7 protein-coding genes are annotated in these 13,098 nt (G+C 54.7%); all 7 read right to left on the reverse strand.

Annotated features, from left to right (window positions below; all coding sequences use genetic code 11):
- Positions 1-9: 9 nt before the first annotated feature.
- The gene (cadA, locus tag JHD74_RS01670; protein WP_021806099.1) at positions 10-2,148 is read right to left on the reverse strand and encodes a lysine decarboxylase CadA; all 2,139 of its coding nucleotides are present in this window, start codon (positions 2,146-2,148) and stop codon (positions 10-12) included.
- A 96-nt stretch (positions 2,149-2,244) separates the two neighbouring features.
- Positions 2,245-3,591, reverse strand: coding sequence for a cadaverine/lysine antiporter (cadB, locus tag JHD74_RS01675; RefSeq protein WP_024485571.1), 1,347 nt, complete (start codon positions 3,589-3,591; stop codon positions 2,245-2,247).
- A gap of 414 nt (positions 3,592-4,005) precedes the next feature.
- Positions 4,006-5,556 (reverse strand): lysine decarboxylation/transport transcriptional activator CadC, encoded by a 1,551-nt coding sequence (gene cadC / locus JHD74_RS01680; protein ID WP_161712816.1) that lies wholly within the window; start codon positions 5,554-5,556, stop codon positions 4,006-4,008.
- An 89-nt stretch (positions 5,557-5,645) separates the two neighbouring features.
- A complete protein-coding gene (locus JHD74_RS01685; RefSeq protein ID WP_024529516.1) occupies positions 5,646-6,035 on the reverse strand; it encodes a VOC family protein in 390 nt (129 codons plus the stop codon).
- 206 nt (positions 6,036-6,241) lie between these two features.
- A complete protein-coding gene (locus JHD74_RS01690) occupies positions 6,242-8,380 on the reverse strand; it encodes a lysine decarboxylase LdcC (protein ID WP_199061399.1) in 2,139 nt (712 codons plus the stop codon).
- A gap of 112 nt (positions 8,381-8,492) precedes the next feature.
- Positions 8,493-9,452, reverse strand: coding sequence for an acetyl-CoA carboxylase carboxyl transferase subunit alpha (accA, locus tag JHD74_RS01695; RefSeq protein ID WP_021806103.1), 960 nt, complete (start codon positions 9,450-9,452; stop codon positions 8,493-8,495).
- Positions 9,453-9,464: 12 nt separating this feature from the next.
- Positions 9,465-12,953, reverse strand: a complete 3,489-nt coding sequence (dnaE, locus tag JHD74_RS01700; protein ID WP_024529514.1) for a DNA polymerase III subunit alpha — start codon at positions 12,951-12,953, stop codon at positions 9,465-9,467.
- Positions 12,954-13,098 lie beyond the last annotated feature (145 nt).

Here is a 13,098-nt window from a genome sequence, read left to right on the forward strand (position 1 = left end):
GTGATGCCATTATTCCGCTTTCAACACTTTCACCGTGTAGCGACCATCCGGCTGGCGGTAAGCCCCGTGAATATCGGTCTCAAAGCCCGGATAATGCGCGCCGATTTCACACAGCATTTGCAGGAACTCGAGCACCGGGCGGCTTTCTTCGGTCAGCATTTCACCCGGCATCACCAACGGCACGCCTGGAGGATAAGGCAGGATCATATTGGCATTGACCTTGCCGACCATATCCTCCAGATAGACTTCCTCCACTTCGCCGTGCAGCTCTTTCTGGAAGGCGTGGTAAGGGTTCATCACCATGGTTGGCAGCACTTCAAACGCACGGTACATCAAGTCCGGCAGGTTGTGATGCTCGACCAGGCGATGGATGTTCTGCGCCAGATCCTGGATGCGCATGTTTTCATAGAACTCAGGCGCTTCCTGATACAGCGATGGCAGCATGTTTTTCACTCGCAGGTTCAAATCGAACGAGCGTTTGAAATCGGTCATCGCACGCAGCAGGCTCAACGCCTTGGTTTTATCGATACCAATGCTGAACAGGAACAGCAGGTTGTACGGGCCGGTTTTCTCCACGATGATACCGCGCTCATCCAGGTATTTGGCTACCAGGCTGGCCGGGATACCGAACGGCTGCATCTCACCTTCTTTGCTCATCCCTGGGGTGAGGATGGTCACCTTGATCGGGTCGAGATACATGTGTTCGTTATCGATGTTTTTGAAGCCGTGCCAGGCGCTGTCGGAACGCAGCGGCCAGCATTCTGGCTCATCGATATGCTCCGGCTGCCAGACGTCAAAGAACCAGCCTTCGGACTCCACTTTCAGCCGTTTGATTTCCTTACGGAACTTGATGGCACGCTCGATGGAACCGTTAATCATGCGCTTACCAGCGTTGCCCTTCATCATCGCAGCGGCGGTTTCGGTGGACGCCACGATGCCATAATGCGGCGAGGTGGTGGTGTGCATCATATAGGCTTCGTTAAAGGTCTCTTCGTTGATGTCACCCTTCACGTGGATCATCGAAGCCTGCGAGAACGCCGCCAGCAGTTTGTGGGTCGACTGGGTTTCATAGATCACCTTGCCTTCAACCCGGCCGCCGCTCATGCCGCATTTGCCTTTATAGATCGGATGGAAGTTGGTGTAAGGCACCCAGGCAGAATCGAAGTGGATCGATTTAACATCCAGAGTCTGTTTGATGAAATCGGTGTTGTACAGCAAGCCGTCGTAGGTGGAGTTGGTGATCACCGCGTGCGCTGGCCAACTGGCGTTCGGCGTTTCTTTCACCCGTTTAGCGATGGTGGCACGGCTGAATTCGCTCTGCGGGATGCCACCGAGAATACCGTAGGCATTACGGGTTGGCCGGAAGTAAATCGGCGTGATGTCACTCATCATCATCAGATGGGTCAATGATTTGTGGCAGTTACGGTCGATCAGCACGGTGCTGCCGGCCGGAGCGGCATACATGCCGACAATCTTGTTGGCGGTGGAGGTGCCGTTGGTCACCATGTAGCTGCGTTCGGCATTGAACACGCGGGAAATGTACTCTTCAGCCTCTTTGTGCGGGCCGGAGTGATCCAACAGCGAACCCAGTTCGGAAACCGAAATGGAGATGTCAGACTTCATGGTATTCGGGCCGAAGAAGTCATAAAACAGGCTGCCTACCGGGCTTTTCTGGAAGGCAGTGCCGCCCATATGGCCTGGAGTACAGAAAGTATATTTGCCTTCACGCACGTATTTGAACAGCGCCTTGGTCAGCGGCGGCAGGATGGCATCGATATACTCGTCGGTGTTCTGTTTGATCTTGGCGGCGATATCTTTTGCCGCGCCCAGCGCATATTCGAAGAAACGCACCTGCATACGCAGATCGTTGAGGCTGACATCGAGCGTCGAATAAGTGTTGGCGAAGGCATACAGCGGCATGTATTCATTGAGCTGGCTGATCTCTTCGCACAGCTCAAGGTTGTATTTGTCCCAGTCGAAAATCACGCCGCACAGGCGGGCATTGTTTTCGATCAGCTTTAATAAATCTTCGCGGTCATTAGGGTAGACGATGCGGAAGTCCAGGCTTTCCAGCGCCTGATGCAGTTCGCGGATCGGCTCTTCTTTGAAGTAGACACCCATGTGATTCATGATGGCAATAACGTTCATAATCATTTCTCCAGGCAAAGCGGGCCCCTTCCCGTCGCGGCTGACAGGTCGGAAAGAAAGGGGCTGGGTAAATTCAGTGGGTCAGAGCACGCAATCTCAGTGCGCTTTGGCCGTGGCGCTGTCGTTGACCGCAGCGGCTGCTTTGGCAACCTGGCGGGTATTCATTTTGCGGGCATAGAACATCAGGATGATCAGGCTGACGATAAAGGTGCCGGACAGTTCGAAGGAGTTGGCGCCCATCAGGGCGATAAAGCAGAACCCACAGCCCAGTACCGACGCCACCAGGCTCAGCAGGTTACGCACGTTGACACCTTCAAAGCGGATCAGGTCAACGCAGGAGTAGAAGTAAGGCAGCATGGTCAGCAGCACCGCAATCCCGGTCAGTTCGCCGAACAGGTCGGAAGCTTTGCCGCCGCTGGAGTTCATCACGGTGATCAACACCATCAGCGCGGTCATTTTGCAGCTTGCCAACAGCAGGCCCTTCTTCGGAATGCCGTTTTTATCCAGTTCGCCATACACTTTCGGGAAGTTGCCGTCGTTGGCTGCACGCACCCCGGCCTGACCTACCAGCATCATCCAGGAACCCAACGAGGTCAGGCAGGCAAAGGCGGTGAAAGCGGATACCATCGGAGCTGCCCAGTTGCCCATAATGGCGGAGGCGCTGATGGCGAAGGGAGCACCACTGGCAGCCATTTGCGCTGCAGGGAACATCCCGCTCATCACCTGAGTGGCGGCAATATAGATAATCCCTGCCAGGCCAGTACCGAGCATGGTCGCCAGTGGTACGGTGCGTTTGGGATTTTTCACCATCCCGGTGCTGACGGCGGCGGATTCAACGCCGATAAACGCCCACAGGCAGAGCAGGATACTTTTCACCACTGCATGGCTGTCGGTGGTACCGGAGGTATTCCAGTTGGCTTGATAGGTTGCAACATCAAACCAGTGCCAACCGGCCACGGCGGTGATCACTATCGGGATCAAGACCAGTACCAGACCCAGCGTGGTCAAGCGACTGACCCAGGTACCCCCCAGCAGATTGACAAAGGTGAATATCCAGACGATGGCGATACAGGCAATCCCGGCCGGAACTGGATTATTCAACGCGGGGAAGAAAGTCGAAAGATAAGAAACGGCGGTAATACCGATTGCCAGGTTACCGATCCAGTTGGCATGGTAGTAAAGCACGCCAGTCTGGAAACCAAACGCCGGGGAGATTTCCCCCGCATAGGCAATTGGCCCGCCTTGCTGTGGGTTTTTAGTTGCCAGGCGGGCGTAAACATAAGCCAATGACATCGCGCCGACGATAGAAATCACCCATCCCCAGATGGCGATAGACCCCAGACTTGCCAGGTTTGCCGGTAATAAGGCAATCCCGCTCCCCATCATATTACCGGCGACGACGCCGGTGCAGGCAATAAGCCCTATTTTCTTGGATGAAGCCATGGTCAGTTTCTCCTGATTATCGATGCTGATAAGTGCTGAGCATTAAGAAGCGAGATTAATGAACAGACTTGATAATCAGGATGCTAACGATAGGCCAAAATAAAGTCCTAAAGATAAGGTGAAATTACGCTCATGATCCTACAAATGACAACTTGAGGTTTATGGTGAAAATATCAAGGTGGCAGCATGAGCTAAAGAAAAGGTAAACATTGTTTATAAACAACAGGATACTGGCACGAAGTGGCGGTAGTCAAGAGGGAAGCCGATGGGAGTCATGCAGAACACCGACGCGCCGTAAATCCATTTCTGGGGGCTCGAATCGCGCATCCTTGCGCTCAACGGTCGTAACCGTATGGCTCCCACCTGCCTTGGCTTATAGTGTCGCTGTATTTGTGCCAACGGTTGGCAATGGAGTTATTTTTGTGTGTCGTAGTTGTCTAAATAAGGAACAACTGCGGTGACTGAGGTCTGGAATACACCATTACGGATCCAATGCAGCGTATTTTCACCGGGGCGAAGGTTGAAGGCAGTAATATAAGAATCCGCAGCCTGATGGTTATGGCCCTGCATTTCGTAGACTTTGCCTAGTAATACATAGTTCAACCATGACATCTGTAGATCGATAGCTTTATTAATGGCGCGGTAAGCCTCATCCGTTTTCCCTTGGGAAAGCGCATCGACGGTCACTATCTGCTGCAAGATGGGGGAATCAGCCAATATCGGCAACGCCTCCAGGCGGGTAATTTCCGTTCGTAGCTGTGCCAGCTCGGCCTCATCAAGAGGTTGGTAGGAATTACGCAGCAAATCCACCAGCGCTTTTTCGGCAACGGCATACTCAAAATCCGGCGAGGCTTTGATTATCGCCTCCAATTGGCTGCTGGCGCGGGTCAGTGAGTCCGCATCTCCCTGTACCAGCAATTGATGTGCCTGATAGAAACGCTGCAGCGCCGGGCCATTTTGCGGCAGCAGCAGCGCCAAACGCTGTGCCAGTTGCTGCGGCCAAGGCTGTTTCAACGCCGCCGACAGGCTGGTAAGGAAATCCTGCTGAATTTTTAGCTGATTATCAGTGGTAATAAAGTAGCGCTTATCCAGCATGATCGAGCTGTCGGCATTATCCACCAGCCGCACCGACAGGAAGCATTGCTGGGCACGGTAATGGCGTTGATTGACGAACTCGATATACAGCGACTTGCCGGAGCTGCTCGGCCCGGCAAAGTTGTAGTTGGTCTGATCGTGCACCAGGAACGTGGAATAGGTATTCAGCGCGTCGGTGACCAGTTCACTCACGCCAACCACATAAGAGAGCTGTGGCGTCCAGTTGCTGCAGCTGTTACCACCCTGGATACGAATATCGATATCACGCGGGTTGAGCAACACCGGCATGGTGGACACAGGTATGCGCTGAGACAGGGTCGCAATACCGACAAAGGCGACGCAGGCAGACAGCGCCGCCAGGAAAGTCAGCCAGACCCAAAAGGGTGAGCGTTGATAAAAACGACCTGCCGCAGTGGGTAACAGGGTCTTTGGCTTGGTAGCCGGACGCGGCGGGACATAGGCGGGAGCCTCTTCCTCGCTGCCATCTTCTGGCTCATGCATCACCACGGCCACCTGGGGTACCAACGGCGGCGCGTCTTCCCCTTCCTCACACCACATGACCGGTGCCGTCAGTTTATAACCGCGTTTAGGGACGGTGATGATGTATTCGGGGCTGTCTGGATCGCCGTCTTTCAGATATTTGCGCAGTTCCGAAATACACTGGGTCACCACATGGTTGGTGACGATATTGCGCTTCCAGATGTTATCAATCAGCTCGTCGCGGCTGAGCACCACGTCCGGGTGCTGAGCGAAGTACTGCAACATATCGATCAGGCGCGGTTCCAGCGTCCGTTGACGCCCATCACGGCTTATGCGGTTGTCGGCCGGGGTGATCAGCCACTCCCCGACGCGGAAAACAGGCTCTTGCATGGCGGAAATAACTCTGTGGACACTGAGGGCAAGGGCGCGATGATAGCATAACGGCCCATAACTTGGGCCGTTCTCAGCAGATTAAGCATTCATAGTTCATATAATTCGAGCGGTAATCCGTCAGGATCGCTGAAAAAGGTAAAGCGGGATTGGGTATAGGGATCGACCCGAACCGGCTCGCAAACGACTCCAGCGGCCTGTAAATGCGCAATCGATGCCTGGATATCCTCTACGCTGAATGCCAGGTGACGCAGGCCACAAGCTTCCGGGTGGCTTGGTCTGGCTGGAGGGGATGGGAAGGAGAACAGTTCAATGACGTATTGGCCGTTCAGCGCCAGATCGGCTTTCCAGGAGTCACGCTCTTCGCGGTAATATTCCGCTAACAGGGTGAACCCCAGGATATCGCAGTAAAAGTGCTTACTGGCGGCGTAATCAGAACCAATCACCGCTATATGGTGAACCTGTCGTAATGCCAACATGGATGAGCTCCGTAAGTTATTTAGTGACCCCTCACCCCAACCCTCTCCCACAGGGAGAGAGAGCTAATACAGAGCCGTAATCAGGTATGAGAGTTGGTCTGTAGCACGTTTTATTTCCCCTCCAACCCCGGATACAAAAGTCAGGATGTGGTACGATCGGCCCACTCTCCCTTTAGGAGAGTGTTAGGGTGAGGGGCCATTCTTATCTAATCGGTTTTCAGCACCTTCACCTGATAGCGCCCATCCTCGGTCAGTTTAGCCCCGTGGATATCGGTTTCAAAACCTGGATAGTGTTCGCCGATCGAACACAGCATCAGCAGGAAATCGAGCACTGCGCGGCTCTCTTCGGTGATCATCTCCCCTGGCATCACGACCGGCACGCCCGGCGGATAGGGCAGGATCATGTTCGCCGCCACCTTGCCGACCAACTGGTCAATCTCGCAGGTTTCTACATTGCCGCGCACCTGCTGCTGGAACATCTCATAAGGCGTCAGCTTCATCTCCGGCAATACGTCAAACGCACGCAACATCAGGCCCGGTAAATCGTGCTGGCGGATCAGTTGGTGGATCCCGGCAGCCAGATCCTGAATGCGCATATGGCGGTAGAAGTCCGGATCTTCAGCATACAGATCCGGCAGCATGTTCTTCACCCGCAGGTTAAGATCGTAAGCACGTTTGAAATCCGTCAGGCTGCGCAGCAGGCTCATCGCCTTGGTCTTGTCGATGCCAATGCTAAACAGGAACAACAAATTGTACGGCCCGGTTTTCTCCACCACGATCCCACGTTCATCCAGGTATTTCGCTACCAGCGCGGCAGGGATCCCGCTTTCCTCCAGCTCACCCAGTTCGTTCATCCCCGGCGTCAAAATGGTGACCTTGATCGGATCCAGATACATATGATCGCTGTCGGTCTGGCCAAAGCCATGCCAGTTGTCGTCCGGGTTCAACGGCCAGCACTGTGCCTCGTCAATCTCTTCCGGCTGCCAGATATCGAAGAACCAGGTGTCACTCTCGGCACGCAGGCGTTGCACTTCACGGCGAAAATGCAGGGCTCGCTCCACGGAGCGGTTAATCATGCGCCGCCCCGGATTGCCACGTAGCATCGCCGCAGCGGTTTCCATTGAAGCCACAATGCCATAATGCGGCGAAGTGGTGGTGTGCATCATGTAAGCTTCGTTAAAGGTGTTCTCATCATAATCCCCTTTAATGTGGATCATCGAAGCCTGAGAGAACGCCGCCAGCAGCTTGTGGGTTGATTGAGTTTCATAGATCACCTTGCCCGGGATACGATCGCCACTCATGCCGCTTTTGCCTTCATAAATCGGGTGGAAATTGGTGTAAGGCACCCAGGCCGAATCGAAGTGGATCGACGCCACGTCCAGCGTTTGCTTGATATAATCGGTGTTATACAACAGGCCGTCATAGGTAGAGTTGGTGATCACCGCATGTACCGGCCAACTGGCGTTGACAGTGCTTGCCACCCGCTCGGCAATGCTGTCGCGGGTAAATTCGCGCTGGGGAATGCCGCCTAAAATACCGTACGCATTTCGCAACGGGCGCAGATAAATCGGCACGATGTCACACATCATCAGCAGGTGACACAGCGACTTATGGCAGTTACGGTCAATAAGCACCGTGCTACCGGCAGGTGCCGAATACATGCCGACAATCTTGTTGGCGGTAGAGGTGCCGTTGGTCACCAGATAGCTCTGCTCCGCGTTGAACGTGCGGGCAATATACTCTTCCGCCTCCAGATGCGGGCCGGTGTGGTCCAGCAGCGAGCCGAGCTCCGTCACCGAGATGGAAATATCCGCCTTCAGGGTGTTGGCACCAAAGAAATCGTAGAACAGGCAGCCCACCGGGCTTTTCTGGAACGCGGTGCCTGCCATATGGCCCGGCGTACAGAAGGTATATTTCCCCTCCTTGACATAGGTGAACAGCGCCTTGGTCAGCGGTGGGGTGATGGTGTCCATATACTCATCGGTATACTGGCGAATGCGCTGGGCGATATCGTCGGCAGCGTTCAGACCATACTCGAAGAAATAGAGCACCATACGCATTTCGTGCAGGTGGACATCGAAGGTGGAGTGAGTGTTGATAAACGCATACAGCGGCAGGTATTCATTCAGCTCGTTGATTTCGCTGCACAGCTCCAGGCTGTATTCGTCCCAGTCGAACACCACCCCGCAGATACGCGCATTGTGTTCGATCAGCTTGAGCAGATCGCCGCTGTTCTTCGGGAACACCAGTTGGAAGCCCATTGAGGCCAGCGCCACGTGCAGCTCCCGGATAGGCTCGTCTTTGTAATAAACGCCCATCGGGCTCATGATCGCAATGATATTCATCGCAGCTATCCTTTAGTTAACTACCAATAGCTTATAACAACATAAAAAGCCGAGGCTGTCTTACGCGCATAAAAAAACCGCCCGGAGGCGGTTAGTCATCAGGCGTACAAACTCAGCAATAGCCGTAGTTCATCAGCCGTTGATAGCGACGGTTGAGCAACTCTTCGTTGTTCAGGCCATCCAGATCCGCCAGGTCCGCCAACAGTTGGGCTTTCAACGAAGCCGCCATTGCCGGTACGTCGCGGTGAGCAGAGCCCAAAGGCTCTGGGATCACAGAATCGATCAGCTTCAGCTCTTTCAGGCGCGGTGCAGTGATGCCCATTGCTTCTGCGGCAATCGGTGCCTTATCGGCACTTTTCCATAGGATCGAGGCGCAGCCTTCCGGCGAGATCACCGAATAGGTGCTGTACTGCAGCATATTCACTTTATCGCCAACGCCAATCGCCAATGCCCCGCCGGAGCCGCCTTCGCCGATCACGGTGCAGATCACCGGGATATTCAGGCGAGACATTTCACGCAGGTTGCGGGCGATCGCCTCAGATTGGCCACGCTCTTCCGCGCCCACGCCAGGATAAGCACCTGGGGTGTCGATGAAGGTGATCAGCGGCATCTTGAAGCGGGAGGCCATTTCCATCAGGCGCAGCGCTTTGCGATAGCCTTCCGGTGCCGGCATACCGAAGTTGCGGCGGATTTTCTCTTTGGTTTCACGCCCTTTCTGATGACCAATGATCATCACCGGGCGGCCATCGAGGCGCGCAATACCACCGACAATGGCTTTGTCATCGGCATAGGCGCGATCGCCTGCCAGCTCTTCAAAGTCGGTAAAGATGTGTTTGATATAATCCAGGGTATAAGGACGGCGCGGGTGGCGTGCCAATTGGGCAATCTGCCAGGCCCCAAGATCGGAAAAAATCTTGCGCGTCAGCTCAACGCTCTTCTCACGCAGGCGCTGAACCTCTTCGTCCAGATTAATATCTAATTTTTCGTCTTGACGGCTGACTGCGGTCAGCGAGTCAATTTTCGCTTCCAGCTCTGCAATCGGCTGTTCAAAATCAAGAAAATTCAGACTCATAGCATTCCTATTTTAGTCAAATTCCAGTTCCACCTGCTCATTACCTACCAAGGTCCGCAAATCTATCAACAAGCGGTCGGTCGGCGTCACGCGCCAAGTTGCACCAAAGCGCAATCTTGCCCGTGCATCTTCCCGTTGATAGTAGAGATGCACTGGAATCGTCCCCGAGCGATGGGGTTCCAAAGACTGACGGAGACGGTTCAAAAGCTGGTCATCAATTTGCCTGTCCGTCAGCGAGATAGCAAGCCCGCGAGCGTATTTTTCACGTGCTTCACTGATGTCCATTAATTCACGAGCGGTCATTTTAAGCCCGCCGTTAAAGTCATCAAAGCTGACCTGTCCAGTCGCGATCAGGATACGGTCTTTTTCCAACAAATGCTGGTATTTTTCCAAGGCATCGGTGAATAACATGATGTCCAGACGGCCAGAGCGGTCATCCAGCGTACAAATACCGATGCGGTTACCGCGTTTGGTCATCATGATCTTGGAAGCAATCACCAACCCGACGGCGGTAGTCATCTTGCCGCGATCCGTCGGGTGCATATCTTTCAGACGCTGGCCACCGGCATAGCGTTCGATTTCTTTGAGGTACTGGGTGATCGGGTGGCCAGTAAGATACAGCCCCAGCGTTTCCCGTTCACCATCCAGCACCACCTGTTCCTGCCAAGGGGGAACGTTGGCGTAAGATTGTTCCACCTGCTCCGGCGCTTCCGCCAACACGCCAAACATATCCGCCTGGCCGATGGCTTCGGCTTTGGCGTGCTGATCGGCCGCTTTAAGCGCATCCCCCAGGGAGTTCATCAACGCGGCACGGTGTGGCCCCAGGCGATCGAACGCCCCAGACATGATCAGCTTTTCCAGAATACGGCGGTTGAGCTTTTTAATATCGGAACGAGCGCACAGGTCGAACAGATCTTTGAAATACCCCTGCTCGCCGGAATTACGCGCTTCGATAATCGCTTCGATCGGCCCTTCCCCTACTCCCTTGATGGCACCGATGCCATAGACGATCTCACCCTCGTCATTAACGTGGAAGTGATATTGCCCGCTGTTGATGTCCGGCGGCAGGATTTTCAGGCCCATGCGCCAGCACTCATCCACCAGCCCCACCACCTTATCGGTGTTATCCATATCGGCGGTCATGACCGCGGCCATAAACTCGGCCGGATAGTGGGCCTTCAGCCACAGCGTCTGGTAAGACACCAATGCATAGGCAGCGGAGTGCGATTTGTTAAAGCCGTAACCCGCGAACTTCTCTACCAGATCGAAGATTTTTACCGACAGTTCGCCGTCAATACCGCGCGATTTCGCGCCATCTTCAAAGCCGCCGCGCTGCTTGGCCATCTCGACCGGGTTCTTTTTACCCATGGCGCGACGCAGCATGTCCGCGCCGCCCAGCGTATAGCCAGCCAGCACCTGAGCGATCTGCATCACCTGTTCCTGATACAGGATGATGCCATAGGTTGGCTCCAGCACCGGCTTCAGCGATTCATGCTGCCACTGGATATCAGGATAGGAGATCTCTTCACGCCCGTGCTTACGGTCGATAAAGTTATCTACCATGCCGGACTGTAACGGGCCGGGACGGAACAGCGCCACCAGTGCGATCATGTCTTCGAAGCAGTCGGGCTTCAGACGTTTGATCAAATCCTTCATGCCGCGCGATTCAAGCTGGAATACCGCAGTGGTTTCCGAGCGTTGCAGCATGTCGAAGCTTTTCTTGTCATCGAGCGGAATGGCCGCGATATCTATCGGTTCCAACCCGGTCTTGGCACGACGGGCATTAATCATCTCCAACGCCCAGTCGATGATGGTCAGAGTACGCAGGCCGAGGAAGTCGAACTTGACCAGCCCGGCGTATTCCACGTCGTTCTTGTCAAACTGGGTGACCGGGTGGTTACCTTCGGCATCGCAATAGAGCGGGGCAAAGTCGGTGATCTTGGTTGGCGCAATCACCACGCCCCCAGCGTGTTTACCGGCGTTACGCGTCACGCCCTCCAGCTTGCGTGCCATGTCGATCAGCGCTTTGACCTCTTCGTCTGCCTCATAGATTTCCGGCAGTTGCGGCTCTGCAGCAAAGGCTTTTTCCAGCGTCATGCCCGGATCGGGCGGCACCAGCTTGGAGATACGGTCAACGAAGCCATAAGGGTGGCCCAGCACGCGCCCCACGTCGCGGATCACCGCTTTCGCCGCCATGGTACCGAAGGTGATGATCTGCGATACCGCCTCACGGCCATACATGTCCGCCACGTGTTCGATGACCAGGTCGCGTTTTTCCATGCAGAAGTCGACGTCGAAGTCGGGCATCGAGACACGTTCCGGGTTCAGGAAGCGTTCGAACAGCAGGTCAAATTCCAGCGGGTCGAGATCGGTGATTTTCAGCGCATAGGCCACCAGCGAACCGGCACCAGAGCCACGGCCCGGGCCTACCGGCACGTCGTTATCTTTCGACCACTGGATGAACTCCATTACGATCAGGAAGTAACCCGGGAATCCCATCTGGTTGATCACTTTCAGTTCCAGATCCAGACGCTCATCGTATTCAGGACGGCGCTCGGCACGAACTTCCGGATCCGGGAACAGGAACTCCAGGCGTTCTTCCAACCCCTCTTTGGACTTGAGCACCAGGAAATCTTCGGTGGTCATATCGCCGGTGGGGAACTGCGGCAGGAAATATTCGCCCAGACGGATGGTGACGTTACAGCGCTTGGCAATTTCCACGCTGTTTAGCAACGCTTCAGGGATGTCGGCAAACAGCTCGCACATCTCCTCTTCGCTGCGCATGTACTGTTGCGGGCTGTAGTTTTTCGGGCGTTTGGGATCGTCGAGCGTAAAGCCATCATGGATCGCTACGCGGATCTCATGGGCGTCAAAGTCATCTTCCACCAGGAAACGGACATCGTTGGTGGCGACTACCGGCAACCCACGTTCGGTCGCCAGGGCTACAGCGGCGTGCAGATAGTTTTCTTCATCCCCACGGCCGGTGCGGATCAGTTCGAGATAATAGCTGTCCGGGAAATGCTGCTGGTAAAACTCCAGGCATTGATCGACCAGGGCCTGGTTGCCACGCAGCAGAAACTTGCCGACGTCGCCCATGCGTGCACCGGAAAGCAGGATCAACCCGCTGCGATGTTCTATCAGCCAGTCGCGATCGATCACCGGGCCTGCCGGGCCATAACCGCGCTGATACGCCCTGGAGATTAATAGTGTGAGGTTTTGATAGCCAACGTTATCGGCTGCCAGCACGGTAAGCTGTGCCAGCTCATCGCCCAGCTCTTCGCTTTGCACATGGAAATCCGCACCGATGATCGGTTTGATCCCGGCACCGTGCGCACTGCCATAAAACTTCACCAGACCACACATATTGGTGAAGTCGGTGACGGCCAAGGCTGGCATGGCTAACGCGGCAGCTCTTTTCACCAACGGGCCAATCTTGGCTAATCCATCAATCATGGAGTAGTCACTGTGCACGCGCAGATGAATAAAACGAGGTTCGGCCATATCCAGATACCAACGTGTTGGGGTTCAGCTTACTGAACCAGGGTTACATTAGGGTGTGGGGAAGATCACCGTAGCCATTTCCCCTCACCCCGACCCTCTCCCAAAAGAAGAGGGGGCGTAATATTAAGCATCGTGTGAACTATGC

Source organism: Serratia sp. ASV30 (assembly GCF_016428815.1).
Taxonomy (GTDB): Bacteria; Pseudomonadota; Gammaproteobacteria; order Enterobacterales; family Enterobacteriaceae; genus Chania; species Chania fonticola_C.

Bases quoted from the DNA above. Each gene is read 5' to 3' on its own strand.
- cadA (WP_021806099.1), bottom strand. From the start codon at position 2,148: ATGAACGTTATTGCCATCATGAATCACATGGGTGTCTACTTCAAAGAA.
- cadB (WP_024485571.1), bottom strand. From the start codon at position 3,591: ATGGCTTCATCCAAGAAAATAGGGCTTATTGCCTGCACCGGCGTCGTC.
- cadC (WP_161712816.1), bottom strand. From the start codon at position 5,556: ATGCAAGAGCCTGTTTTCCGCGTCGGGGAGTGGCTGATCACCCCGGCC.
- JHD74_RS01685 (WP_024529516.1), bottom strand. From the start codon at position 6,035: ATGTTGGCATTACGACAGGTTCACCATATAGCGGTGATTGGTTCTGAT.
- JHD74_RS01690 (WP_199061399.1), bottom strand. From the start codon at position 8,380: ATGAATATCATTGCGATCATGAGCCCGATGGGCGTTTATTACAAAGAC.
- accA (WP_021806103.1), bottom strand. From the start codon at position 9,452: ATGAGTCTGAATTTTCTTGATTTTGAACAGCCGATTGCAGAGCTGGAA.
- dnaE (WP_024529514.1), bottom strand. From the start codon at position 12,953: ATGGCCGAACCTCGTTTTATTCATCTGCGCGTGCACAGTGACTACTCC.